Below are 26884 nucleotides of genomic sequence, written 5' to 3' on the forward strand. Positions count from 1 at the left end.
CTTAGATGATCGACGCCGCAGCGGCGAACGGGACAGGCAATGCCCGGCCGTCCTTGCTGCTCTGGAGCGCCAGCTCGATGAGCTGAATGGCGAGCCTTGCTTCCTCCGGCTTCACTTCCAGTTCCGCTTTTCCGTTGATATGCTCCATCACGTTGCGATAGTAATCCACGTAGGATCCAGCGATCGTCTCGATGACGCCTTCGACGTGCAGCCCGCCGACGGACGTGTTGATTTTGCCCCACAGCTCCTTCGGTTCCTTGCCCCAATGGCGCGCCGTGGATGGCTGCAACCCCGCGATCAGCGCCGCTTCCTGCGGATCGATGCCGTATTTGACGAACGAGCCCTTCGTGCCATGCAAGGAATAACGCGGGAAAGCTTCCCGCACGAACTTCGACGACTTCAGCCGCACCTTCAATCCGCTGTCGTACAGCAGCGTCACGTCGAAATAATCATGCGCTTCGGCATCGTCGCGCTGGATTTGGACATCGCCGGCGATGGAAGCCGGAACGCCGAACAGCTTGACGGCTTGATCGAGGAGATGGACGCCGAGATCGTAAAACACGCCCGTTCCCGGCTCGTTGCCTTCGCGCCAGTTGGTCGAACGCATGACCGGATCGAAGCCGTCCCAGTGGAATTCGGCTTCTTTCACTTCGCCGAGCAGCTCCTGGCGGAGCAGCTCGCGAAGCGTCAGAAAATCGCCGTCGAAGCGGCGGTTGTGATAGACCGTCAGCACTTTGCCCTGCTTCTTCGCCAGCTCGATCAGTTCCTCCGCGTCGGCGGAGGAAGGAGTGAACGGCTTCTCGACGACGACATGCTTGCCCGCGAGCAGCGCTTTCTTCACGAAAGCATAGTGGTCCGTGCTCGGCGTCGTCACGACCACGAGATCGATCGCGTCATCCGCATAGAGCTCTTCCGCGTCCCGCACGACTTCCACCCACGGATAACGCTCCTTCGACTTCGCGCTTCGGCGCTCGACGACTTTGGTCAGCTCCAGGCCCGGCACGGACGTGATGACAGGCGCGTGAAAGACGCTTCCCGCAAAACCGTACCCGATCAGACCGACCTTGACCGTATCGCTCATTGCGCGGCAACCCCCATTCGGCTCAAATTGTTGTAGCTGATCGCAATGCTCTCGAACGGCGAACGGCGGCAGGCATCCTGCTCGACCACGAGCCATTCCGTACCGATATCCTCCGCCGCCGCGAGAATGGCCGCGAAGTCCAGCACGCCCTCTCCGACTTCCGCGAAGAAACGCTCGTCGCCCGGTTCCATATCCTTCACATGCAGCACCGGGCAGCGCCCCTTCAGCTTGCGAATATAGGCGGCCGGATCCACGCCGCCCTTCTGCGCCCAGTAGACGTCGAGCTCCAGCTTCACCAGCTCGGGATCGGTCGCTTGCAGCAGAATATCCAGCGCGGACTCGCCGTCGAATTCGTTGAATTCCCAGTCATGGTTATGATAGAGGAATTGTATGCCCCGCTCGCGCAAGGCCCCGCCGACGGCGTTGAATCGCTTCGCCGCCTCCAGCACGGCCTCGCGGGATTCGAAGCGGTAGGACAGCGCGACATAGCGCGCGCCGAACAGCTCCAGGAAGTCGACCAGCGCCTTGCGCTCGTTCTCGTCGGTCAGCTGATCCAGACCGGCATGGCAGCCCATCACTTGAAGACCTAACTCGTCAAAATGAGCCTTCATCTCGTCAATCGTCACGCCTGCCGGCGGCGGTCCCGCTTCGACGGCTTGATAGCCGATTTCGGCCACTTTCGTAAAGCTGCCTAGAAAATCCTGCTTCAGTTCCTCGCGAATCGTATACGGCTGCAGCGCAATCGGAAATTTCATGGTTTACTCAACCTTTCTGTTCGGGAATGGGAAGGGAGCGACGACGACGAACAAAGAACAGGAACAATCTTCCAGCAAAATTTAATCCAGCAGACCGTATTTCAACCCGAGCGGCAGCGGCGCCGGCTGCTCGCATCCGGCCTCGATCGCGACATGGCGGCCTTCCTTGGAGGAAGCCAGGATGCCCAGCTGAATATCGAGCACGTGACTGGCCAGCTCGCCGCTTGCCCGGTGCTTGCGGTCCGAACGGATGGCATGCGCCATGTCGGCCACGCCGATCCCTCGGCTGTTCTTGGCGAATTCATGCGAATACGGAAAGCTTTGCGTCGTCCCGTTGCGCTGCTGCAGCGTCACCGCGCCGTCGAACGCATTCGGGTCCGGAACGTGCAGGATGCCCTCCGTTCCGTAAATTTCAAGCCGCGGCGTGTAGCCGAAGCTTTCTTTGGCCGCCTGCAGCGCTGCAGTAGCGCCATTCGCAAAGTCGAGTATTGCGCTCACGTGCATCGGCGCTCCGATCGGCACCGTCTCGCCGTATCTAGGCGATAACGGGTTCGTCACCGTATGCTCGCCCTTCACGCTTCCGGCCGATCCGCTGACGCTCCGCACCGGACCGAGCAGATGAATGAGCGCAGTAATATAGTAAGGGGCCATATCGAACAGCGGATCCCATCCGAACTGCAAATAATTGTGGAAGCCCGGATGCATCCCGTCGTAAGCGTTTCCCATAAGAATCAAGCCGCTTGCCGCATAAGGCGTTCCAATCCAGCCGTCATCGATCAGCTTCCGGCTCGTTTGCAAGCCAGCTCCAAGGAACGTATCCGGCGCGCTTCCAATCCGCAGCCCTTTCTCCTTCGCGAGCGCCAGCACGCGGTCGGCATCCGCCCGGTTAAGCGCGAACGGCTTCTCCGCATAGACATGCTTGCCCGCCGCCAGAATCTGCAAATTCACTTCCGTATGCGCCTGAGGCGCGGTCAAATTCACGACCAACTCGATCTCGGGGTCAGCCAACAGTTCCGCGGGGGTGCACGCTTTCGGAATACCGAATTCCTCCGCCCGTTTTCTGGCAAGATCGACCGCTAGATCGGCAACCGCAACGACTTCAAGGATCCCGAATGTTTTCGTGCAGTTTTCCAAATAGATACCGCTGATAAAGCCGCAGCCGATTATGCCGATTTTCGTCTTCTGCATCACACTCACCTTCCATCTGCGTATTCGTATTAACAATTCAGCTTAGGCGTCCGGAATCCTCCCCCTTTTCTTATAAAAATCAATTTGCTTTTTCCTAAAACGTTTTACGCAGGAATGGCGATTCGCTTGGCTTTCCTTATCAGAAGAGCAGCGAAACGACCTAAAACAAGGAAATTTTCCAACCCTCTCGCAATTCTGAAGCGATTGACAATCATAAAACGTTTTACTATCCTCATAATGAAAGCGCTTTTATTTTTCGTTTCATGCCGTTTCCATTTGGGGGAGGTGAAGATCCGTTTATCGGTTTTATCCCATTCGCAAAGGACGTGTTTGAATGAAAAAAGCAACCGTGTTCCTCCTGTCCATCCTGCTGTCCGTCACTCTCCTGCTCCCTGCATCCGTCTATGCCGCCATCACCGGCACCTTATCTTCCGGCTCGGTCATCTATACGGCCGGCCAATACCGCTACGGCCCTTCGATTATCATGAACAGCGACGGCAGCGCGGATATGTGGACCTGCGCGCCCGGCTCCGGCGGCGCATGGGACTTCGTATATTACCGCCATTCCACGAACGGCGGAGCGACATGGTCCGCCGACAGCGTCGCCATCCAGCCGAACCCGGGCAGCCGCGACCAATTCTCCGCCTGCGATCCCGGCGCCGTGAAGTTCGGCGGCTACTATTACATCGGCTATACCTCGACCGAAGATAGCCGCGGCACGGACAACGACGTATACGTCGCCCGCTCCACGAGCCCGTCCGGACCGTGGGAAAAATGGAACGGCTCCGGCTGGGGCGGCAATCCGCAGCCGTTTATCGTCTTCGACGATCCGTACACCGACCCCTACGGCGCCGGCGAGCCAAGCCTCGTCGTCAAAGGCACGACGCTCTACATCTATTACACCTGGATGACCAAGGACGCCGGCGGCAATTCCGTCGAGCAGACCCGCGTCCGCACCGCTTCGACGGCCAACGCGAACTGGCCGGGCAGCACGACCTATCAAGGCGTCGCGATCAACCGCGTACCGAACAACGGCGAAGACTCCACCGACCACAAATACGTGCCCTCACTGAACAAATTCATCGCGGTCGGCACCGCGCAGCGCTTCACGGACAGCGGCTACGTCAAGCTCTACGAATCGACGGACGGCATCACCTACACGCTGTCCAGCACGATCACGAGCGGCCTGCAAACGAAAATCCACAACATGGGCATCAGCGGCAACGAGCTCGGCCAGCTGGACCCGGCGCAAAATAACTTCATCGCCTATGCCTATGGCGACAACTGGGGCCAATGGAATACGTACGAGAATCCGATCTCGATCGCCACGGGAACATTTGCGGGGACGGCCACGGCGTCCTCGTCGCTCTCGGGATGGGCGGCGTCCCGCATCGTCGACGGCGACTCCTCGACGAACTGGTCCAGCAACCCGAGCGGCTCCGCGGCCGGCACGGAATGGGTGTACCTTGACCTCGGCAGCGCCAAAACGGTGAATAACGTCGTCTTAACGCCGCGCAGCTCCGGCGAATGCTTCCCGGTCGACTTCAAGTTCCAAACGAGCAGCGACGCGGTCAACTGGACGGACGTGCCGGGACAATCGTACACGAACTACGTCAATCCGGGCGGCGCCTCGCAGACGTTCAACTTCGCGAGCAGCGTGTCGGCGCGCTACGTCCGTCTGTATATCACGAAGCTCGGTGCCGACTCTTACGGCAACCACTACGCGCAAATGGCCGAGTTCTCGGTCAACGGCACGGCGCCTTCCGCGCCGAACCTCGCCTTGAACAAAACGGCTTCCTCCAACAGTTCGCTCGAATCGACGGACTGGGGCGTCAGCCGCGCCACCGACGGCATCAAGACGAGCACGGCCGGGTCAAACGGCTATACGAGCACGAATTTCGGCTCGGCGAACGTTAGCGCAAGCCCGATCCGGCTTGCGGTCGATCTGGGTTCGAACCAGACCGTTAACCAATTGAAACTCTATCCGCGCACGAACGCGACGGGCGTAGGCGGCGGTTCCGCCGACTTCCCGGTGAATTTCACGATCGAGACCTCAACGGACGGCACGAACTACGCGGCCGTTTCCACCATTACGGGCCAAGCGAATCCGAACGGCTCAGCGCAGACGTATAATTTCGCGGCGACGACGGCACGTTACGTTCGCGTCAACGTCACGGGACTTGGCGCTCCGGCCTCCGACGAGCCGAGCTTCTATCGCCTGCAGCTGGCGGAGCTCGAAGCCTACAACGTTGCCTCCGCCGGACCGCTGAATACGTTCGTCAACGCCGGCTTCGAATCCCCCGCCGTGAGCGACTTCCAGTACGGACCGTTCACGAACGGCTGGAACTTCCTGAACGGCGCCGGCGTGCAGCATAACGGCGGCTCCTTCAATACGACTTCCGTGCCGGACGGCTCGCAGACGGCGTTTCTGCAGAACAGCTCGGAGATGAACCAAGCCGTCAATTTCTCGGCTGGCGCGCACACGATCAGCTTCAGCGCGGCCAAGCGCGCCACGTATCCCGGCACGCAATCGGTCACCGTCTATTACGATTCCACGGTCATCGGCACCTTCGCGCCGTCGTCGTCGACGTTCGCCACGTTCACGACGAGCAGCTTCACCGCCACGGCGGGCAACCATACGATCCGCTTCGTCGGCACGAACGCGAGCGGGGACAATACGGACCTGATCGATCACGTCGTCGTGAACTAAGACGCTATCGCTTCGCAGGCCGCTTGGGAGTACGCGCTCCCGAGCGGCTTTTTCGGCTTTCTTGCTCAGACATCAGACTGCCTTCCCCAACGAATAAAAAGCCTCCAACGGAGGCTAGTAGAATGTCGAGAAAGTAAAAAATGTGGAACTCTATTGGATTGTAAATCATCGATGCGAGCCATGAAAGTCCTGTTTGCGAAAATGTCCCTAAGGTTATGCCTAAGCGCCCTGGGGCTAACGCTTGCACGGATGCCTATTCGGCTCGAAATGCATCTTTTATAACGCTAACGATTACCAGGAGGCTTATTCGGCTTGAAATGCCCCAATTATTTCGCTAACGATTACCAGGAGGCCTATTCGGGAGATTAGCCGTGTGAATCGGTGCTTAAACGGCAAATAACGTCTGTCAGAATCGTTAAAGATTAATTCACCGTGTTTTTGAGAGATTAGCGTCGCTGAGAGTCGTTAGAATTTTAGAAGCTAGAAGCTAGAAGCTAGAAGCTAGAAGCTAGAAGCTAGAAGCTAGAAGTTAAACGTTAGAGTTAGACGTGGAATCAGCCCAACCAAACTCACGCGTTATACGATCAGCAGCCTCCGCCGCTAGCTGATATGTCTACCACCGTCTTAGACGTCCCCTAATTGGACCTGAATACGTCTCCCATTATTGTTCCTGAAACTAAATAAAGAAACCTGCCATTAAAACCGCAGGTTCCTCTACCATCAGAGAGCCTCCGTGGAGGCTCCTCTCTCGTAATCATGACAACGACGCATCCAAGCAGTCCGGATACCTTTAACGCTCGGCCTGAACGGTCGTTTTCTCGGGCAAGTGCGAAGCCACAAGCTTGTAGACGGTCACTTTGTTGCCGACAATCGGACCGTTCGCAGCATCCTTCGGAGCTTCACCGCCGCCTTCGCCGTGCGTGCGGCCGTGTTCGCCGCCCTGCGCGGCTTCCCGGCGCGCATGCGCGTGGCGGAAGGAATCGCTGTTGGCCCACGCATGAAAATCCTCTTCCTTCTCCCACGTCGTGCATACGCGGACTTCTTCCGTGCCTTCGGAGGTTGCCGCATGCAGGACGTCCATCCGCACGAAGCCTTGGAACGTATGCACGCTCTTCGGCGCCTTGAACCGCTCCATGACCGCCTCGGCAAACCCGGCCTTCACTTCGATTCGATTCTCCACTACGATCATCGCCTGATCCCCGCTCTCTCCGCTTCCCAGAAGCGATTTCAAATAGTTAACGACCTCTACCGCCTGCTCTCCGCCCATCATCGCGTGCTGAAGCAGCGAGATGCCATGCGGTCCGCGCGCGCAGCGAATCCGGATAATGCGAGAGGGCCGTGCGAATGAATGCCAAATCTCCGAGCATCGCGGCCGCGGACAAGTCGATCCTCGCTCCCTGCGATAACAGGAATTGTACGATATCCCGGCGTCCGACATGCGAAGCCGCACCGAGCGCCGTCTCCCAATCGTCCCCGCCCCAGTTCATCGAGGCATGAAGCAAGGCCGGCTCTTGCGACAGCAGCGACCGAACTTTATCCAAATCCGCATGCGCCGCGCCGACAAACTCTCGTACCAACTCATTTTGAAGCGCTTGTTTGGCCATTCCCCTCATCACTCATTCCGTTTAAATTTAGCTCATCCATTATGCTGGCGGCTGACGACACCGTGCGGCAAATACACCGGAATGCCGTTATCCAGATGGATCTTCGCTTCGATGCCGAATACTTCCCGGAAGAAATCCGTCTCGAACAATTCGACCGGCGTGCCGCTACGTACGACTTCTCCTTGCTTCATCGCCACGATGCGATCGCAATAACGGGCCGCTTGATTCAAATCATGCAGGACCATGACAACGGTAATGCCTTGATCCCGATTCAAACTGCGGATGAGCTCCATCAGCTCCAACTGATGCGCGATGTCCAAGTAAGTCGTCGGTTCATCCAGCAGCAGAATGCGCGGGGATTGCGCCATGCACATCGCAAGCCATGCCCGTTGGCGTTCGCCTCCCGACAGCGCAAGCAGCGAACGATGCTGAAGCTGCTCCATATGCGTCGCCCGAAGTGCCCAATCGACCACATCCTCATGTTTCCATCGGCACTCTTCGTACCACTTCAGGTGAGGATTCCGCCCTCTTCGTACGAGGTCGCGGACCGTGATGTCAAGTCCGTAGTCCTGATGCTGCGTCAGCATCGTCATCACTTGGGCGGCGGATTTGGCACTCAGGTCGGCTAAATTCCGGCCCTCGATGTCGATGCTGCCTTGCTGCGGCGAGGCCAATCTGGCCAGCATGCGCAGTACCGTGGATTTGCCTGAACCGTTCGGTCCCACGATGCCCAGCCATTCCCCGGTCTCGACTTGAAGATCGAAGTCCTTCACGATCGCCGCCGAACGCTCGTAGCCGTATTTCAGTTGGACAGCCGTCAACGCCGAGCTCATCGTTTAACCCCTTTCCGAAGCAGGTAGAGGAAGAAAGGCGCGCCAAGCAGCGCAAGCAGAATCCCCACCGGAAACTCGATCGGATCAAACCAGCTGCGCGCCGCCGTGTCCGCCGCAATGACGAGCGTCCCTCCGCCGATTGCGGAAACCGGCAGGAAGATCCGATAATCATTGCCGATCAGCAGCCTTACCATATGCGGCACGACAAGGCCTACGAAGCCTACCATCCCGACGATGCTGATTGCCGCTCCCGCCAGAAATGTCGACAGCAGGATGATCAGCAGTCTGCCCAGCTCCACCCGGCTGCCAAGAAGCTTAGCCGCATCATCTCCGAGCACGAGCAGGTTGGCCGTCTTCATCAAGAAGAAGGAAGCAATGACGCCGATAATCGTGTAGGGCAGCAGCGTGTCGAAATGCGGCCAGCTTCTTCCGTTGAGACTGCCGGACATCCAAGGCAGGACGGACTGCACTTTCTCGCTGTTCAGAATCATCAGCGCCGTCATCGCCGCCCCGAGCAGCGAATTGACGGCAACCCCGGCCAGGATGAGCCGAACCGGGGACGCGCCACCTTTCCACGACAACACGTACACCACAATAGCCGCGCCCAGTGCGCCAAGGAAGGCTGCGATTGGGAGGTAGGCGATATGCTCGGGAAACAAAATCATGATGGTTACCGCCGCCAGGCCTCCGCCGGAGGATACGCCGATAATGCCGGGATCCGCGAGCGGATTACGAAACACGCCTTGGAGAAAAGCGCCGGAGATCGCCAGGCACATGCCGGCCAGCATGCCGGTCAATACGCGGGGCAGCCTCAAATTCCATACGATCTGCCTCGCTTCCGAATCGGAGGCTTGGAACAAGGACGTCCATACGTCATGCACCGGAAGGGATATGGCACCGGACATGAAGCCGTATAACGAAGCTGCCAGCAGAAGGAGCAGACTTACCAGGACAGCGCTGAAATTCCGAACCCCCTTCGCGAGAACAGCCTGCTGTTCCCGCGGCGTAGAGGTGGAGGCTGTTGTTGCGGCCATGGACTAATCGACCTGCTGCAGCAGCTTGTTCATCGCCGCGATCGCTTGAGGCGCTCGAATGCCCGGGTTGGCTGCGAACAAATCCGACGGCAGGACTTCGAACTTGTCGTTCTTCACGGCCGGCAGGCTCTTCCAAGCCGGGTTCGTCTCAAATTCCTTCTTGAAGCTGGCTTTCACTTCGTCGGCATCGCCGTGCGCGATGAACAGGATGAGCTCCGGGTTGGCGGCAACGATCCGCTCCAGGCTGATCTCGGCGTACTGCGGCATCGTGCTCATGCCCGGGAATTTGTCCGCGGCATTCTGGCCACCGGCCAGCGTCAGGAAGTTGCCCGGATAGCTCGTCGGTAGAGCAATCACGAAGCTGCCCGGCGCACCATAGACGATCAGCGTTTTCGGTTTCGATGCCAATTTGGGAAGCTGCGAGATTTGCGCGTTCATGCCGTTCACGATCGATTCGGCTTTTGCTTCTTGTCCCAGAATACGGCCGTAGAGTTTGATCGAAGCTTGGATCTCCGGAACGGTGTTATGCGAGTTGAACATCACCTGCGCGCCCAACTTCTCGATGGTCGCTTGCTGGGATTTTAAGGCAGGGCTTGCGATCATGAGGTCCGACTTGACGGCTGCCAGCTGCTCGAACTCGATGCCGTGCGCGCTGCCGACTTCGGGAGCCGATGCGGCCGCGGACGGAATGACCGGTCCGAGGGCTGTCGGACGTCCGACTACCGTGCCGCCGAGCGCGTAGATGATCTCCGTATCCGACGAGGTCAGCGTGACGATCCGGCTAGGCTTCTTCTTGAGCGTGAACGGACCCGTGCTGGTCGTTACCGTCAACGTGCTGTTGATGGATACGGTGCTCGCTGCCTTGCTGTACGTGACCCATTTGCCGAATGCCTCCGAGATCAAGCGAAGCGGTACGAAGGTTTTGCCGTTGATGATATGAGGCGCGGCTTCCAGCGATTGATAAGCCCCGTTTATGTATGCAGACGTGGATCCGACGGTCAGCTTAACCGTCGTGCTTCCTTGCACGGCCGAGACGACCTTGTTCTTCGCATCCCAGGATGCTTTGCCGCCAAGCGCCGTAACCAAGCTGCTGTAAGGTACGAGCGTTCTTCCATTGGTGATTTTCGGTGCCGAGTCCAGCGCGACGGACTTGCCGTCCAGGGTGACTTTCACAGCCGCGCTTGCTGCCTCCGCGGTTTGAAGCGCGCCTGTCGAGGCGACGGGCGTCAGCACTAAAGCTGTTGCTAATAAGGTACGGATAAATCCTTTGGAAAACACAAAACCACTCCCCGATTTATATTGATAACGATTATCATTATCATGGAATTGATTGTAATCGATACTGATAATCATTGTCAATTAGTATTTTTGAACGAACATGAAAGAGTGATAAGCATCGGTTATCCCCCATGATTATGGAGCAATCGCGTCCATCGCTGCGGTTAAACGAATCCCCTACTGTAATAGATAGCCCGGGCAAACAGCGTTTGTCTCGGGCTATTCGACTTTCGGCTTTCGGCTTTCGGCTTTCGGCTTTCCTCTTTAGAGCGAAAGGTTCAAATATGTGCCCACGAATCAAGTTTAAGTACGGTCAACGAGAATATAAGCTTTCAAAGTCTAAATCCTCGGACGTTACTCGAGGTTTTCTTTTGTATATTCGATTAGTTCAGATGCATCGGCTAATTCAAGTGCCACCATAATCTTATCCAATCCGGACCTCTACAAGAATCATACAAGATTACTTTGTAATTATAAGAGATTCGTCCAATCGGTCCAACCTACGTCACTGAGAAAATTGTGGTTTTCGACAAAAAAAGAGGCCCCTAGAGGCCTCTTCTTCGTTGCTATGACTGGTTTGTGGCCAGCAGCTTACATCATGCCGCCCATGCCGCCCATTCCACCCATGCCGCCCATATCAGGCATGCCTGGTTTGTTGGCTTCTGGTTTGTCCGCAACAACTGCTTCAGTCGTCAGGAACATCGCTGCTACGGAAGCTGCGTTTTGCAGAGCGGAACGCGTTACTTTCGCAGGGTCAACGATACCCGCTTCGAACATGTTCACCCATTCGCCGGAAGCTGCATTGTAGCCTACGCCGATGGATTCTTTTTTCAGACGTTCGACGATAACGGAGCCTTCTTGGCCTGCGTTAGCCGCGATCGTGCGAACCGGCTCTTCGAGCGCGCGAAGCACGATGTTGACGCCTGTTTTCTCGTCACCCGTTGCATTTACAGCCGCTACGGCCGCATATACGTTCACGAGTGCAGTACCGCCGCCGGATACGATGCCTTCTTCCACGGCTGCGCGCGTGGAGTTCAAAGCATCTTCGATGCGGAGCTTACGCTCTTTCAATTCGGTTTCGGTCGCTGCGCCGACTTTGATGACGGCTACGCCGCCAGCCAGTTTGGCCAGACGCTCTTGCAGTTTCTCGCGGTCGAAGTCGGAAGTCGTTTCTTCCAGCTGCGCGCGAATTTGGTTAATGCGAACGTCGATGTCGGATTTCACGCCGGCACCGTCGACCACGATCGTGTTTTCTTTCGTAACGCGGATTTGACGCGCGGAACCGAGTTGGTCTACGGTCGTAGCTTTCAGCTCAAGGCCCAGCTCTTCCGTGATCACTTGGCCGCCGGTCAGGGCAGCGATATCGCCCAGCATCGCTTTGCGGCGGTCGCCGAAGCCAGGAGCTTTGACAGCCACGCAAGTGAACGTGCCGCGCAGACGGTTAACGAGCAGCGTTGCAAGTGCTTCGCCTTCCACGTCTTCCGCGATGATCAGCAATTGCTTGCCGGATTGAACGACTTTCTCCAATACGGGAAGGATCTCTTGGATGTTGGAGATCTTCTTGTCCGTGATCAGAATGTACGGGTTGTCGAGAACGGCTTCCATTTTGTCCGTGTCCGTGATCATGTACGGGGACAGGTAGCCGCGGTCGAACTGCATGCCTTCAACCACTTCAAGCTCCGTTACGAAGCCTTTGGATTCTTCGACCGTGATAACGCCGTCGTTGCCGACTTTCTCCATCGCCTCCGCGATCAGTTGGCCCACTTCTTCGTCAGCGGAAGAGATGGAAGCAACTTGCGCGATCGATTGTTTGCCTTCGATCGGTTTTGCGATGACTTTCAGCTCTTCGATCGCCGCGCGAACGGCTTTCTCGATGCCTTTGCGGATAACCATCGGGTTAGCGCCCGCAGTTACGTTCTTCAGACCTTCGCGGATCATCGCTTGCGCAAGAACCGTTGCAGTCGTCGTTCCGTCGCCGGCAACGTCGTTCGTTTTGGTCGCGACTTCTTTAACCAGCTGCGCGCCCATGTTTTCGAATGCGTCTTCCAGTTCGATTTCTTTCGCAATGGATACGCCGTCGTTCGTGATCAGCGGGCTGCCGAATTTCTTCTCGAGCACCACGTTGCGGCCTTTAGGACCGAGTGTAACTTTAACTGCGTTCGCCAGCGCGTCTACGCCGCGAAGCATCGCGCGACGAGCGTCTTCGCCGAATTTAATTTCTTTCGCCATCGTTGATAACCTCCTGGTTTAATGGATTTAAGTAAAAAAGCTGACCATGTATGTGGAGATAAGCGCTGCGGCTTAGCCCAAAATCGCGTGGATGTCGCTTTCTTTCATAATCAAAAGCTCTTTGCCTTCGTACTTCACTTCGGTTCCGGCATATTTGGAGAACAAAACGCGGTCGCCTTCCTTGACTTCAAGCGCAATGCGCGCGCCGTCTTTAAGGGCACCGCTGCCTACAGCGATTACTTTGCCTTCTTGCGGTTTTTCTTTCGCCGTGTCAGGCAGCAAAATGCCGCTTGCAGTCGTTTCTTCTTTCGCGATTGGTTCAATCAATACGCGTTCACCCAAAGGTCTGATCATGAAAATAGCCTCCTTTAAATAGTTGTGCAACTTTGTTAGCACTCACACTCGTTAAGTGCTAATAACCATTTCTAATAATACCGATTTCCAGGATGGATTTCAAGTCTTTCGCCGCCTTTTTCATAGGAAATTTACATGCCGCTCCGCTTGTCCGCCTCTGGGTTCCATGACAGCAAAAAAGCCGGCGTCGCCGCCGGCTTCTTAGTTTCCGTATTCTTCTTCCCAAGCCTCGTCTGCTTGAAGCTGCTTCTTATACACCATGCTCGACAGCAGGACGCTGATTTCATAGAGCAGTATTAGCGGCGCGGCCACCAAGGAATCCGAGATGAAATCCGGCGGCGTTACGACAACTCCGATAATGATGAGCACGAAGTACGCCAGCTTCCGCATTTTCCGCAGCCGCTTCGGATTCAGGATCCGCAGCTTCGTCAGAAACATGATGACGATCGGCAGCTCGAACAGCAGGGAGATCGGGATGAGGATGTTGAACAGGAACGTAAAATATTGAATGACGCCGTACGTCTCGACGAGGTTCAAATGCTTTGCGACGTCCGTCGTAAAGTTGAACGCCATCGGGAACACGACGTAATACGAGAAGGCGAGTCCGATCAGGAACATAATGAGCACGAAGGGCACGAATTTGAGCGCCGCCCGCTGTTCCTTCCGCCCGAGAGCCGGCTTCACGAACGCCCACAGCTGGTAAGCGCCGGCGGGCAGCGCGAAGATCAGCGCGATGACGAGCGCGAACTTCATATATAAGCCGATCCCGTCCCAGAGGGAGAAGGCATTCAGTTTCATGCCTTTCACCGGCTCTTGGTTCACCATATAGTTGTACACCGGATCCGCAAGAAGGAGCCCAAGGATCATGCCCGCGACCAAGAAGACGAGGATGAAAATGATTCTGCGCCGCAGCTCGCCGATGTGATCGAAGATCGACATCATGCTGTCGCCGCGCTGGGTTTCTTTCGAATCGGCCGAATCCACGTTAGACACTGGTTGTTGCCACCTCTATTCGACACAGAATAAATCGGCCGCAGCCTGCCTTGCGGCAGCGCAGCGCGTATCTCTTCTCAGCGGCGAACGCGAGGACGCCTCCGCAGGAGAACAGCTCCCAATCAAGAAAAAAAGCGGGCCCCACTTACTCTGGGAGCCGCTTGTCTTCGCCGCGATCTTCCGAACGGCTCACTTCGACCCGTTTGGATTCTTTGCGATCCTGATGATCGTCATCCATAATATCTCTTGCGCCTGCCTTGAACTCCTTCAGCGTGCGGCCGAATGCCCGGCCGAGCTCCGGAAGCTTATTCGGTCCGAACAGCAGCAGAGCCACCAATGCGATCAACAGAAAACCCGTTACGCCTATTCCACCCATGGTACATACCTCCTTCTTGTTGTGCTTGCCATAGAATAAATCCGCTTCGAAAGCAGAGGTTCATCAAGATCGTTGCCTGCCGATTCCCGTATCCCAGGTGGCCGCCGTATGCAAGCCGCCATAACCCATGGTCACGATGTCTTCCCTTGTAATCGTCTCGCCGGCGAGAATTCTCGGCAGCAGGACATTAAACGACGTGTAAGGATCGTGCATCACGCATCCGGGAAGTCCCATAATCGGCGTTTCTTCTAAATAACCCATCAGCAGCATCGAGCCCGGAAGCATCGGCGTCCCATAGCTGACGATTTCCGCTCCGGCATCCTTAATGGCTGCGGGCGTGCGATCGTCGGGGTCGACGGACATTCCGCCAGTTACCACTATCATATCATAGGACTGCTGCTTCAAATAGTGTATTTCCTTGACAATTGTTTGTCGGTCGTCCGGAGCGAACCGCTGCTCGGCGACCTCCGAACCGAGCGATTCCACGATCCGACTTACGGCAGGACCGAATTTATCCTCGATGCGCCCGGAGAACACCTCGCCGCCTGTCGTCAGCAAACCGATTCGGAATTTCCGCAAGGGCTTAAGGCCGATCGGTCCCCGCCCTTCGTGACGGGAGCGGTAATCGCGTACAAGCTGCTCGACGGCCGCGACCTTCTTCTCCGGCACGAACAATGGGATGACGCGAGTCGCCGCAAGCTGTCCGCCAGGCAGGACAACGGCATCCGTCCGCAGCGTCGCGAGGGCGATCTCGCCGAGCTCATTAATCGCATGAACGATGGAAGGCTCGATGACGGCCAGCGCGGGAACGTCGAGCGCGGATTTGATCGCGACCTTGCCTTCATGCGGCTCCGTCAGCAGCAGACCATCGCCTTGCAGCGCGGCAGCCATCCTCCCCGCCGCATCGTCTTCATGGAGCTCGCCGTCGCCCAACTCCAGAATATAGATATGCTCCTTGCCGATATCAAGCAGCTTCGGAATATCGGCTTCCGCGACGACATGCCCTTTCTTGAATAGCCGCCCTTTGAACTGTCCGGGGATGATCTGGGTCAAATCATGCGCCAGCACGAGGCCGATCGCTTCCCTGACCGGTACTTCCTTCAGCACCGTGCCGTGCTTCCCGCCGCTCATTCGGCGTGGTCTCCCGTTCGTCCGGACAAAATGCCCAGCGCATGCGGCAGTTGATCCATGATCGCCATCAAATTCTCGTGCACGCCCTTCGGGCTGCCCGGCAGGTTAATGATAAGGGAACGACCGCGAATGCCGCATACGCCGCGGGAAAGCATGGCCCGGCGCGTCCGCTGCATGGCGCCGAGGCGCATCGCTTCGGCAAGTCCGGGAACTTCGCGGTCGATCACCTTGAGCGTCGCCTCCGGCGTCAAGTCACGGGGAGCAAGGCCGGTTCCGCCCGTCGTAATGACGAGATCGGCTTGGAAATAGTCCGTCATTTCGATTAAAGCCGCCATAATCTCATCCTGCTCGTCGGGTACGATCCGATAATCGACGATTTCGCCTTGAAGTTCTTCCTCCACGAGCTCGCGGATGACCTGCGCGCTCGTATCCTCGCGTTCGCCGCGCGAACCTTTGTCGCTGGCCGTAAGCAGCGCTACTTTCCACTGCATTCGCTTCTCCCCCGATCCGATTCGTTATGATGTCGAAATGCCGATTACGGCATGAACGTTAAACGCCGTTAATGGAATAATCGCCGTTCTTGCCTCCGCTCTTGGAGGTCAGGTAGGTCGGACCGATCACCATATCCTTCTGAAGCGCCTTGCACATATCGTACACGGTAAGAGCCGCGGCGGAAACCGCCGTCAGGGCTTCCATTTCCACGCCCGTTTTACCGGTCGTCTTCACCGTTCCTTCTATATAAAGCTCGTTGGTTCCGTTATCGGCGAATACCAGGTTTACGCCGGTCAGCGGAAGCGGATGGCACATCGGAATCCAGCTCGAGGTATTCTTCGCCGCCATGATGCCGGCGACCTGGGCCACGGCGAGCACATCGCCTTTGCCGATCGTTCCTTCCTTGATGCGCCGGAGCGTCTCCTCCGCCATCGTGACGCTTGTCCGGGCGACGGCAACGCGCGCCGTTATTTCCTTGTCCGACACGTCCACCATGCGCGCGCGGCCCTGATCGTTAAAATGGGTCAGATCCATTGGTTTCCCCTCCCCGATATCCAAGCTCGGTTATCACTCCGTCGACGTAGACATCGTGTTCGTCCATCGGAACCCGTTCCTCCAGCTGCGCCTCGAAGCCGAGGCCGACCCAGCTGGGCATCGGGGATCCGGTCAACCCTGCGGCAGCGGACAGCCGCTCATGAAACCGATCGTAGTACCCGCCGCCGTAACCGAGCCTGCCGCCCTTAAGATCGAAGGACAGTCCCGGAACGAAGACGACATCCGGTACGAACGACGCTTTGAAGCGCGCCGCCACGGCCGGATCCGGTTCACGAATGCCATAAGCGCCGGGAGCGAGCTCGTCCCATGCGCGAACGGCGTAGAGCTCCATCGAGCGGTCTGCTCTGATGCAGCGGGGGACGATGACCGTCATTCCCATCCGCCAACACCATTCGATGAGCAGCGTCGTATCGAGCTCGGACCGGAAGGACACGTAGATCATGACGTTTTGAACCGGCACCCCCAGCTCCATTCGGCGGCGCAGCCAATCCAAGGCATGCTGGCATACCGTATCCGACCCTTCCATGCGGCTGCTCTCCGGCAGCCCGTCCCGCTTCAGCATCGCCGACCGGCGGGCTGCCTGCTTTTCCTCCGATCGATTCATTCGATTCCCCGCCTTGTTCCAAGGTTCTTCGTCCTGCTTTTTCCTGCCCCTAATAGTTGTTATTTAGTTTACCACTGTTGCCCATATTTCGCCAACAGGACCGACGAAGCATAGCGGCCTCCGGGACGAACATGGTCGCGCGCCGACTTGTTTTCATGTAAACTGGTACAAAGGCATTTTCTTAAAGTTGGAGGTAACAAGAATCATGCTTCTTCAAGTTTCCGATGTATCCAAAAGCTACGGCGTCAGCAGCGTGCTCTCATCCGTCACCTTCCAGGTACTGCCCCGCGAGCGGGTCGGCCTGGTCGGGGTGAACGGCGCCGGCAAATCGACGCTGCTCCGGATTATCGCAGGCGAGATTTCGGCGGACTCCGGTACGGTGTATAAATCGAAAGAAACGACGATCGGCTACCTGGCCCAATCCAGCGGGCTGCAGTCGGACAAAACCATCGATGCGGAGATGCGGGCCGTATTCGCCCATTTGACCGATGCCGAGCGGGAGCTCCGTTCACTGGAGCAGCAAATCGCCGATCCGGCGCTGCACGGCGACGAGAAGCAGTACGCAGCCGTACTGGAGCGTTACGCCAGGCTGTCGGACTGGTTCAGGGCGAAAGGCGGCTTCGAGATGGAGAATCGGATCCGCAGCGTGGTGCACGGGATGGGCTTCGGCCACTTTCCTCCGGATACGGTCATCTCCACCTTGAGCGGCGGCCAGAAGACGCGCCTGGCGCTGGCCAGAATCCTGCTTCAAGCGCCGGACCTGCTCATGCTCGACGAACCGACGAACTATCTCGACATCGAGACGCTGACCTGGCTGGAGGATTATCTCCGCGGCTACGAGGGCGGCATTCTTGTCGTTTCCCATGACCGCTACTTCCTGGATGCCGTCGTGGGTACGATCGTGGAGATCGAACGCCATAACGCCAAGCGTTATACGGGCAACTACAGCCGCTTCATCGAGATCAAAGCCGCCGAATTCGAGGCGCAAATGAAGCAGTACGACAAGCAGCAGGATGAAATCGCGAAGCTGGAGGATTTCGTGCAGCGGAACATCGTTCGCGCTTCCACGACCAAACGCGCGCAGAGCAGACGCAAGGCGCTCGAGAAAATGGACCGTCTCGACAAGCCGATGGGCGATTTGAAGAAGGCGCATTTCTCCTTCGAGATCGAGCGTCAAAGCGGCAATGACGTGCTTGACGTGCGAGAGCTGTCGATCACGTTCGCCGAGAAATCGACGCCGCTGTTCCGCGATGTGACCTTCCGCCTCGAACGGGGAGAGAACGTGGCGCTCGTCGGTCCGAACGGGATCGGCAAATCGACGTTGCTCAAGTCGCTTGTAGGGCAGCAACCTTACGAGCAAGGCACGATCCGCTGGGGGACCAATGTCAAAATCGGCTATTACGACCAGGAGCATACGGGCTTGAACAAGGCCAACACGGTTCTCGAGGAGCTGTGGAGCGCTTATCCGCACCTCGAAGAAGCTCGCATTCGCACCGTGCTCGGCAATTTCCTGTTCAGCGGAGAAGACGTGAAGAAGCGCGTCAGTACGCTGAGCGGCGGCGAACGCGCGCGCGTCTCGCTGTCGAAGCTGATGCTGGCGCAAGCCAATATGCTCATTTTGGACGAGCCGACCAACCATTTGGACCTGTACAGCAAGGAAGTGCTGGAGGCCGCGTTGATGGATTATGACGGTACGCTGCTCTTCATCTCCCACGACCGGTATTTCTTAAACAAGATGGCGGAGCGCATTGTCGAACTGCATCCGGAGGGCACGGAGCATTTCCTGGGAAATTATGACGAAATGATCCAGAAAAAGCGAGAAATCGAAGAGCTTCTGCTGGAAACGCTGTCAGCCGCGCAAGGAAAACAGAGCAAATCCGCGCCGGTTGCTGAAGCAGCGCCGGTTACGGCCTATGAGGCCGACAAACAAGCGAAGCGTGACGAACGAAACAGACAGCGCAAGCAAGAACAGCTGGAAAACGACATCGCGCGCCTGGAAGGGGAAATTTCTTCGCTGGAGCAGCGGCTGACCGATCCCGAAGTCTACAACGATTACGTGCTGGTCGGTACCATTCAAAGCGATATCGATACGCGGAAAGCGGAGCTGCAAGCCGTTTACGACGCTTGGGAGGAACTGCTCGCTTGAGCGGGCTCCGGCTGGCTTCACTCTTCCGATTTCATATCCGACAGGATTTGCACAATACTTCGGTTCATTAACATACCTCGTTAACCAACTCGAATCCGGACTGCGCCTGCGCGGACCGGATTTTTTGGCGAGCAGGACATCGCATGTTTAGCATAGTAGGACTTAGTGGTTTAGACGACGCGCCACTCCAACCGTTTATCTCCCGAATCATTAAGGACTTTAACATCCTTTCGACATCCTCCCTTGCAATTCGCGCAGCTGCCATCATCGTTCAACGTCATTGTCATCGCTTCAAGCCTTGCCATGAGCTTGCCATAGGCTTGTCTTGAGCTTCTTCAGCTTCTTTTTGTCCTGCCTCGCATCTAGCCAGCCTTCATCCACATCCGCCGCGGATCATACAAGTAGGTTATCCCAAGCCAACTAAAAACTATCTCAAAGGAGTCCTTCGGAGACTAATCTTTCCTAGAGATGCCTTTCCATGATCTATCCCCGTTTTCCACAGGTTTATCCACAGCAGTGGAAGAATTGTGCGGCAATTCTGGCACCTATTCAAGCAAAAAAGACGAATAAATTTACCGTTTCTTTAATATTCCCTTTCACGTCCATTGAAAGCTGCCAAGTTTATTCCCATTATCCACATTATCCACAGGTTGGCTGTGAAAAACTTATCCGACTTTTATGCACATCGCATCTGCGCATGTTTGGCGGGTTTTTTACGGTTATACACAACTTAAATATGCGCTGTGGATATCGTTGTGGACAAAGAGAAATGGGGATGTAACGCCCATTTGCAGGCTGTTGAGAAGCCTCGATTACTCAGGCCGGAAGCGAACGGGGGACAATTCTCATCCGACTGCCGAAATAAGATGGCAGATGAGGTGCACCAACTACTGCTTGGCTCGGAACAGGAGCTTTCCAGGCCCGACCGGCCTCATTTAGCATCAACTGCTGCTCCTGGGCAGCTTTTCAGGCCCGACCGGCCTCTTTTGTCATCAAAAGCTGCTCCTGGGCAGCTTTTCAGGCCCAACCGGCCTCATCTAGCATCAAATGCTGATCCTGGGCAGCTTTTCAGGCCTAACCAGCCTCATTTAGCATCAGATGCTGCTCCACTGCAGCTTTTGGGCAATCCACCTCGGAATTCCAACTGGGTGCTGGAAGACTAACGGGTTCACCGGCGAACGGTGCGCGCCTGCCTCATGCTTCGCACACCATGTTCCATATAGTAACGCAACCACTCGGCTTCGGATGGCGACCACTTGCATGCCCGCGTCAAATGAACAAAAAGAACCCTGAAGCCGCTTAACCAAGCGCCATTCAGGGTTCTTCGCATTTAACGAAAATGCTTGGGTTCCTCAATTCGAGCAGAGGCCAACCACTTCGTTTCTTCATCTACACTCGTTTCTTCATCGATACTCGTTTCGATTCGGAGAGGCGGCACGCTCGGGAGCTCATGCCTCTTCCTGCTCCTCGCTGACGACTAGCTGCCATGCAGTCTCGCCTGGAGCGCCTCCCGAATCCCCTGCAGCGCTTCGTGTCCGCCCCGCTTTGCATCCGGCCAGTGCACCAGATTCATCGGATGCCGATACTCAGGCGGCGTTCCGGCATATCGCGGGACCAGGTGGATATGAAAATGCGGAACGCCGTCGCCTTGGACGAAAGCATACACATGCTCAGCGGACTGGGTTTCTTTCAGCGCGGCGCTCACCCGGTTCATGGTCTCGCCGACCGCCCTGGCTTCCTCCGCGTTCAAGTCCCCGAGTCCTGGCGCATGCCGCTTGGTTTCCACCACCGCATATCCCAGATACGCAAGCCGCTCTTCCGCTCGGGCCGTCATCAGACTTGCACGTACATAATCATCTTCATAAATAACGTCTGATTGAGCGGCGGCATCTCGATGCTTCTTGCAAATAAAACACGCTTCCATGGATATCGGCCCTTCCCCTGGTCATTAGCCAGCTCCGAGCTTAACTGGACTTCGCTTCCTTATGCGATTCACTGCCGCTCGCCTGGATGCTCATAATCAGCTGATTGCATGCCGCAACATACGCCTGTGCGGAGGCCAAAATAATATCGTTGTGCACGGCCGTCCCGGTGTACCGACGATTGTCATGCACCACGCTCACGACCGCTTCGCCGCGCGCGTCTTCGCCCGTCGACAGGGAATGCAGCTCCAGATCGTCGAATTCCGCTCCCACCGGAATCGCCTGCTGCAGGCAGTGGATGACGGCTTCGAGCGGCCCGGTGCCCGTTCCCGTAAAGGTGCCTTCCTCCTGCGTTTCGCGTTCCCGAATCGTCACGGACGCGATGCGCGAACGCTGCGTGCCGGCTAATACTTGCAGATCGACGAGTACGTACGGATCATGCTGCTGATCCGTCGATTCGCTGGCGAGGCGAACCAATACGTCATCCGGTACGATTTTGAGCTCGTCGGCTTTCGCCTTGAAACGATCGTAGACGTCTTGCATTTGCTCCTCGTTCAGCTCGATGCCGAATTCCGACAGACGGTGCTTGATGGCATGGCGGCCGGAGTGTTTGCCGAGTACGATCATGCTGCGCGGAATGCCCATTGCTTCGGGATCCATGATTTCGTAAGTGTTGCGGTTCTTGAGCAGGCCGTCCTGGTGGATGCCGGATTCATGCTGGAAGGCATTGCGACCGACGATCGGCTTGTTATAGGCAATCGGAAAATTCATCGCGCGGCTTACCATCCGGGACGTCTCGTAAATCTCGCCCATGACGATGCCGGTCTCTGCCCCAACGACGGATTTGCGCGTCTCGATCGCCATGACCAGCTCCTCGAGCGAGCAGTTGCCGGCACGTTCGCCGATCCCGTTGACCGTCACTTCGATTTGGTCGGCACCGGCTGCGATGGCAGCCAAGCTGTTCGCGACCGCGAGGCCGAGATCGTTATGGCAGTGCGCGCTGAACTGCACCTTGTCGGCACCGCGGGCTCCGGCCCTGACCGCCCGGAACATGGCGCCGTATTCTTCCGGAAGCGCAAAGCCGAGCGTATCCGGCAGGTTGATGATCGTCGCGCCTTCCGCGATGACGGCTTCCACCATCTCGATGACGAATTCACGGCCGGTGCGGCTGGAATCCATCGCGGAGAACTCGATCTCGTCAACGAACTGTTTGCCGTAAGCGACCATTTGGCGGGCGATATCCACAACCTGCTCGCGGGATTTCTTCAGCTGGAAATCCAGATGAATGTCCGAGGAGGAGATGAACAGATGCAGACGCCTGCGCGCCGCATCCATCGTCGCCTTCACGGCCGCGTCGATATCGCCGCGAATCGCGCGGGCGAAGCCGGCGATCTCCACGCCCTGCAGCTCGCGGGAAATTTGCTGCACGGCCGCGAATTCACCGGGGCTCGAGATTGGGAAGCCCGGCTCAATGACGTCGATGCCCAGTTTGGCGAGCTGGCGGGCGATGACGATCTTCTGCTCCGGACGCAGCGTCGCGCCGGGGGACTGCTCGCCATCGCGCAGCGTCGTATCGAAGATGCGGATGATGCGATTGGATGGATCCTGCGATTGATTGGCACTTCCATTGACTTGGGATTGGTTCATGACTAATTCCTCCTGATATTCGATATGGGTTATGTTTCGCGTCTTCTCGGCTTCCGGTTCACGGCTCCATGTTCTTGCTGAACAATGGAAAAAGCCCGTCGTCTCTTCTGAATTCAAGAGACGACAGGCTTCTTAGGCATGCCGCGGTACCACTCTAGTTGTCCGGACGATGCCGTCCGGACCCGCTTACGCAGCTAGCGCCCGGCAGTTCCGCCGGCATTCGCTGCACCTGATGACGGTGGTTAACCGTAACGGGATAGGATCAAGGCCGATCATCCTGTCATCCGACAGGACGATGCCTCGACATTCTCTCGTTCCGCTCCCAGGCGAGTTCGGACGTCCTTCGTCTGCGTCGCACCATCCCGCAGCTCTCTGATTCCCGGACTTTCTCCTACTGCTCCTGTTCAACGCGTTGTTCTGCTATATGTGTACGTAATCGTTAGTCGTCGCCACTTCGATTCTCGAAACCCGCACTGCCGACAGCCGCCTGAAAAATCAAAAAAGCCTGCCGTCTCTTTATGCAAGAGACGACAGACTGTGAAGTCCGGCGCGGTACCACCCTTGTTGACGATTCTCTCGGATAAGAGCAACCGTCCACCTTAAGCATGACAAACGACCCTAGAAATCGAAGGTCATGCACCGGATCACGGCGGTTAACCGTAACAGCGTACGCGAGCTTCCTTCAGCCTTGGCCTTCGGCCGTCACTGAAACTCTCTCCGCCATTCCGCTCCCAGGCGAGGTTCAAGCTGCCTTCGACTGCGTTGCACCAACCCGCAGCTCTCTGTTCCCGGCATTCGCTTTACTGCTCCTGTTCTTCGCGTTTCGTTGTTTGAAGTGTTGTTGCTTATTATATGCCGACATAAATCGTCTGTCAATTCAGAATAACAAAATGTTGAAAATCGCAGCGTCTACGGTGCCTGACTGCCCTTCCATAGAACATTCGTGAACGGATCGAACAGGCGAAGCTCCGGAATGAATAGGCAGCATTTCAGGAAAAGTAATTTATTTATAACACTACCTTGACAGTCATAGTAGTGTGTCGTATTATACAGACATGGAGGTGATGAGATGAGCGAGAACAAAATCACATCCGACCTGCTTCGCGGACATACGGATACGATGATCTTAAGGATCTTGTCCGAAGCGGACCGCTACGGATACGAAATCGTCAAGCTGATTGCGGAGCGTTCAGGCGGCGAGTACGAGTTAAAGGAAGCCACGATGTACTCCAGCGTCCGGCGTCTGGAGACGGACGGCGATATCGAATGGTACTGGGGCGATGAGTCTCAAGGCGGAAGACGCAAGTATTTTAGGATTACCGATAAGGGCAAGGAAACCTACGCCCGCAACAAGAGCAACTGGGAGTATGCCCAGCGCGTACTAGAAAACTTATTATAAGGAGCGATTACGATGACGAATCCAAAATTAACGAATTACCTGAACGGTGTTTTCGCAGCGTATGACGGAGTGAAGAGCGTCACGGAATTAAAGGCCGACCTGCTTTCCGATTTGCAGGAGCGGTACCGCGAACTGAAAGCCGAAGGCAAGGACGATGAAACCGCGTTCGAGATGACCATCGACAGCATCGGCGACATCGAGCAGACGGTATTGGAGGTCGCGAACCTCTCCCGGTCGCTGGAGCGGCAGGTCGTCACGAACCTCAGCGCGAGCGATTTGGCCAAGAGCGATTTTGCGGGCGTGGTTGCGCATAAAGGACAATTCAATGCCAGCGCGCTGCGCGGTTCCAACTTTGCCGGCGCAGACTTGACGGGAAGTTCGTTCAAGAGCAGCGACATTCGCGATGCGAATTTCGACGGCGCGAATCTGACCGACTGCATCCTATCCGCCAACGACCTTTCCAATGCGAGCTTCAATAGATCGATCCTCGTCCGCACCAACCTCAGCGTTTCGGGGCTGGACGGCGCCGCATTCACGGGCGTCAAGCTGACCGACGTCAAGCTCACCAAGACCGATCTGAGAAAAACCGCCTTTGAAGGATGCATCTTTGACGGCGTGGTCTTCGAAAGCTCCGATCTGAGCGGGCTGCGATTCGACGGGCAAACCTTTATCGGCGTTAAGTTCGACAAGTCGGCCTTGAACAATGTTTCGTTCCAGGGCGCCACGCTCAAGAACGTGTCTTTCCAGGCGTATTTCTCGCTGACCAATAAATATTACCGCTCGATCAAAACCATCAACTTCGACGACGCGGTCATGGATAAACTGACTTTCGCAGCGCTTAAAGGCATGGGAGCAAATTTGTCCAAGGTGACGGTTCGATAAGGGTTTGCATGAGAAGCTACGCTTAAGGAGGAGAAAGCGGTGTCCAATCATTCGATTCAAGTAAAAGGATTGCGAAAGGCCTACAAGCAGCATCAAGTCCTGAAGGGCGTTGATTTCGAGGTGGAGAAGGGCAGCATCTTCGCCCTGCTCGGCTCCAACGGGGCGGGCAAGACGACGGTTGTCCGCATCCTCACCACGCTGCTCAAGCAGGACGGCGGAACCGCCGTGATCAACGGATACGACGTGGCGTCCAAAGCCGACCACGTGCGGCAGGCGATCAGTCTGACCGGGCAATTCGCCGCCGTGGACGAAATATTGACCGGCCGGGAAAATCTGGTCATGATCGCCAAGCTGCGCTACCTCAAAAATCCGCGTCAGGTCGCGGAAGACTTGCTTCAACGCTTCGGCCTGACGGACGCGGCCGACCGCAGAGCGTCGACGTATTCCGGCGGCATGCGCCGCAGGCTCGACATCGCCTTGAGCCTCGTGGGGAAGCCGCAGATTATTTTCCTCGACGAGCCGACCACGGGACTCGACCCCGAGGCGCGCATCGAGGTTTGGAAGATCGTCAAGGAGCTGGCCGACGGCGGCACGACGGTACTCCTCACCACGCAGTATCTCGAAGAGGCGGAGCAGCTGGCCGACCGCATCGCCATTCTGCACGAGGGCAGAATTATCGCCAGCGGCACGCTTGCGGAGTTGAAAAAGCTGTTCCCGTCGGCAAAAGTGGAATACGTGGAGAAACAGCCGTCGCTGGAGGATATCTTCCTCTCCATCATCGGCAAGAAGGAGGGCGCATGATGGAAACGGTAAAACATCATTTTTTCAACGATTTGGGTGTCATGCTCGGGCGCTCCATGCGCCATATTTCCCGCAGCATGGACACCATCATATCGGTCACGATCATGCCGATCGCGATGATGCTGCTGTTCGTCTATGTCTTCGGCGGTGCCATTGAGACCGGAACCGATAACTACGTGAATTACCTGCTTCCCGGCATATTACTGATTGCCATTGCCAGCGGCATCTCCTATACGGCTTTCCGATTATTCACCGATGTGCAGCGTGGCATCTTCGAGCGGTTTCACACCATGCCGATCTCGCGTTCCACCTTGCTGTGGGGGCATGTGCTGACCTCGCTGGTATCCAATGCCATCTCGCTTGTCGTCATCATTGCCGTCGCGTTGATCATGGGCTTTCATTCATCCGCGGGAATCCTGTCATGGCTGGCGGTAGCCGGCATACTCGCGCTGTTTACGCTGGCATTAACCTGGGTCGCGGCGATTGCCGGACTATCCGCCAAATCCGTCGATGGCGCAAGCGCCTTTTCCTACCCGATCATCTTCCTGCCGTTCATCAGCTCGGCGTTCGTGCCGACCGATTCGATGCCCAAGGTCGTTCGCGCCTTTGCCGAGAACCAGCCGGTGACCTCCATCGTGGAAGCCATTCGCGCGCTGCTGTCCGGGCAGCCGGTGGGCAACGATATATGGGTCGCGCTTGCGTGGTGCGTCGGAATTCTGATCGCAGCCTATTTCATCGCCATGCGGGTGCATAAAAAGAGAGTGTGACATTAAGCATGGCCGTTATTGATCACTTAGCAAGCAGCGAAAAAAGCAGCATCCAATGGAATGATCGACCTGTCCGATCAGACCTTTGAAGCTGCTTTTTTGC

Annotated in this window: 23 protein-coding genes and 1 pseudogene; 6 read left to right on the plus strand and 18 right to left on the minus strand. The window is 56.7% G+C overall.

All coding sequences use genetic code 11. The features are described from left to right. Position 1: 1 nt before the first annotated feature. The 3 genes from GT003_RS13635 to GT003_RS13645 all read right to left on the minus strand — a co-directional run bounded on the left by GT003_RS13635 (position 2) and on the right by GT003_RS13645 (position 3024). Positions 2-1081, minus strand: coding sequence for an oxidoreductase (locus tag GT003_RS13635; RefSeq protein WP_161698562.1), 1080 nt, complete (start codon positions 1079-1081; stop codon positions 2-4). Beyond that, positions 1078-1836 carry a sugar phosphate isomerase/epimerase family protein gene (locus GT003_RS13640; RefSeq protein WP_161698564.1) on the minus strand — a complete coding sequence of 253 codons (759 nt, stop codon included), beginning with the start codon at positions 1834-1836 and terminating at the stop codon, positions 1078-1080. The genes GT003_RS13635 and GT003_RS13640 overlap by 4 nt, the downstream gene beginning before the upstream one ends. A gap of 81 nt (positions 1837-1917) precedes the next feature. Continuing rightward, on the minus strand, positions 1918-3024 hold the full coding sequence (locus GT003_RS13645; RefSeq protein ID WP_170312230.1) for a Gfo/Idh/MocA family protein: 1107 nt from the start codon (positions 3022-3024) through the stop codon (positions 1918-1920). A gap of 334 nt (positions 3025-3358) precedes the next feature. Between GT003_RS13645 and GT003_RS13650 the strand changes: the two genes are divergently transcribed. Then, positions 3359-5734, plus strand: a complete 2376-nt coding sequence (locus GT003_RS13650; protein ID WP_161698568.1) for a discoidin domain-containing protein — start codon at positions 3359-3361, stop codon at positions 5732-5734. A 790-nt stretch (positions 5735-6524) separates the two neighbouring features. On the opposite strand, the gene GT003_RS32260 is transcribed toward GT003_RS13650, so the two are convergent. The 13 genes and pseudogenes from GT003_RS32260 to GT003_RS13710 form a co-directional block, all read right to left on the minus strand. Beyond that, entirely contained in the window at positions 6525-6923 is a 399-nt protein-coding gene (locus GT003_RS32260) for an antibiotic biosynthesis monooxygenase (RefSeq protein ID WP_275589155.1), read from the minus strand. 30 nt (positions 6924-6953) lie between these two features. Further along, positions 6954-7338, minus strand: a pseudogene (locus GT003_RS13655) (ankyrin repeat domain-containing protein); the annotation flags it as partial. A gap of 32 nt (positions 7339-7370) precedes the next feature. Then, on the minus strand, positions 7371-8171 hold the full coding sequence (locus GT003_RS13660) for an ABC transporter ATP-binding protein (RefSeq protein WP_161698570.1): 801 nt from the start codon (positions 8169-8171) through the stop codon (positions 7371-7373). Then, positions 8168-9205 (minus strand): FecCD family ABC transporter permease, encoded by a 1038-nt coding sequence (locus GT003_RS13665; RefSeq protein ID WP_161698572.1) that lies wholly within the window; start codon positions 9203-9205, stop codon positions 8168-8170. The genes GT003_RS13660 and GT003_RS13665 overlap by 4 nt, the downstream gene beginning before the upstream one ends. Before the next feature lie 3 nt (positions 9206-9208). After that, complete coding sequence (locus tag GT003_RS13670; protein ID WP_161698574.1) at positions 9209-10483, minus strand: ABC transporter substrate-binding protein; 1275 nt, start codon at positions 10481-10483, stop codon at positions 9209-9211. 591 nt (positions 10484-11074) lie between these two features. Then, complete coding sequence (groL, locus tag GT003_RS13675; RefSeq protein WP_161698576.1) at positions 11075-12712, minus strand: chaperonin GroEL; 1638 nt, start codon at positions 12710-12712, stop codon at positions 11075-11077. A gap of 72 nt (positions 12713-12784) precedes the next feature. Then, positions 12785-13066, minus strand: a complete 282-nt coding sequence (gene groES / locus GT003_RS13680; RefSeq protein ID WP_161698578.1) for a co-chaperone GroES — start codon at positions 13064-13066, stop codon at positions 12785-12787. Between the two features lie 201 nt (positions 13067-13267). Further along, positions 13268-14008 carry a twin-arginine translocase subunit TatC gene (gene tatC, locus GT003_RS13685; protein WP_161699108.1) on the minus strand — a complete coding sequence of 247 codons (741 nt, stop codon included), beginning with the start codon at positions 14006-14008 and terminating at the stop codon, positions 13268-13270. A gap of 196 nt (positions 14009-14204) precedes the next feature. Continuing rightward, positions 14205-14435: a twin-arginine translocase TatA/TatE family subunit gene (locus tag GT003_RS13690; protein WP_161698580.1), complete on the minus strand. Its 231-nt coding sequence runs from the start codon at positions 14433-14435 to the stop codon at positions 14205-14207. Between the two features lie 63 nt (positions 14436-14498). Next, positions 14499-15566 carry a molybdopterin-binding protein gene (locus GT003_RS13695; RefSeq protein WP_161698582.1) on the minus strand — a complete coding sequence of 356 codons (1068 nt, stop codon included), beginning with the start codon at positions 15564-15566 and terminating at the stop codon, positions 14499-14501. Continuing rightward, complete coding sequence (locus GT003_RS13700) at positions 15563-16057, minus strand: MogA/MoaB family molybdenum cofactor biosynthesis protein (RefSeq protein ID WP_161698584.1); 495 nt, start codon at positions 16055-16057, stop codon at positions 15563-15565. Before GT003_RS13700 ends, GT003_RS13695 begins: the two co-directional genes overlap by 4 nt. A gap of 58 nt (positions 16058-16115) precedes the next feature. Continuing rightward, on the minus strand, positions 16116-16592 hold the full coding sequence (gene moaC / locus GT003_RS13705; protein ID WP_161698586.1) for a cyclic pyranopterin monophosphate synthase MoaC: 477 nt from the start codon (positions 16590-16592) through the stop codon (positions 16116-16118). After that, complete coding sequence (locus GT003_RS13710) at positions 16573-17217, minus strand: 5-formyltetrahydrofolate cyclo-ligase (protein WP_161698588.1); 645 nt, start codon at positions 17215-17217, stop codon at positions 16573-16575. Before GT003_RS13710 ends, moaC begins: the two co-directional genes overlap by 20 nt. A 205-nt stretch (positions 17218-17422) precedes the next feature. Here GT003_RS13710 and abc-f point away from each other — a divergent pair, with 205 nt between their 5' ends. After that, complete coding sequence (abc-f, locus tag GT003_RS13715) at positions 17423-19363, plus strand: ribosomal protection-like ABC-F family protein (RefSeq protein WP_161698590.1); 1941 nt, start codon at positions 17423-17425, stop codon at positions 19361-19363. Positions 19364-20840: 1477 nt separating this feature from the next. Here abc-f and GT003_RS13720 read toward each other — a convergent pair. Next, the gene (locus tag GT003_RS13720) at positions 20841-21287 is read right to left on the minus strand and encodes an HIT family protein (RefSeq protein ID WP_161698592.1); all 447 of its coding nucleotides are present in this window, start codon (positions 21285-21287) and stop codon (positions 20841-20843) included. A 40-nt stretch (positions 21288-21327) separates the two neighbouring features. Continuing rightward, positions 21328-22932, minus strand: coding sequence for a 2-isopropylmalate synthase (locus GT003_RS13725; protein WP_161698594.1), 1605 nt, complete (start codon positions 22930-22932; stop codon positions 21328-21330). Between the two features lie 1069 nt (positions 22933-24001). On the opposite strand from GT003_RS13725, the gene GT003_RS13730 reads away from it, so the two are divergent. Genes GT003_RS13730 through GT003_RS13745 form a run of 4 tightly spaced genes read left to right on the plus strand, consistent with a single transcriptional unit; the run spans position 24002 to position 26781 of the window. Continuing rightward, on the plus strand, positions 24002-24331 hold the full coding sequence (locus GT003_RS13730) for a PadR family transcriptional regulator (protein WP_161698596.1): 330 nt from the start codon (positions 24002-24004) through the stop codon (positions 24329-24331). Positions 24332-24343: 12 nt separating this feature from the next. After that, on the plus strand, positions 24344-25213 hold the full coding sequence (locus tag GT003_RS13735; RefSeq protein WP_161698598.1) for a pentapeptide repeat-containing protein: 870 nt from the start codon (positions 24344-24346) through the stop codon (positions 25211-25213). Between the two features lie 39 nt (positions 25214-25252). Then, positions 25253-26014 carry an ATP-binding cassette domain-containing protein gene (locus GT003_RS13740; protein WP_161698600.1) on the plus strand — a complete coding sequence of 254 codons (762 nt, stop codon included), beginning with the start codon at positions 25253-25255 and terminating at the stop codon, positions 26012-26014. Further along, the gene (locus GT003_RS13745) at positions 26014-26781 is read left to right on the plus strand and encodes an ABC transporter permease (RefSeq protein ID WP_161698602.1); all 768 of its coding nucleotides are present in this window, start codon (positions 26014-26016) and stop codon (positions 26779-26781) included. The genes GT003_RS13740 and GT003_RS13745 overlap by 1 nt, the downstream gene beginning before the upstream one ends. The last annotated feature ends 103 nt before the right edge of the window (positions 26782-26884 follow it).

The organism is Paenibacillus sacheonensis (assembly GCF_009909195.1).
In the GTDB taxonomy this organism is placed as follows: Bacteria; Bacillota; Bacilli; order Paenibacillales; family Paenibacillaceae; genus Paenibacillus_Z; species Paenibacillus_Z sacheonensis.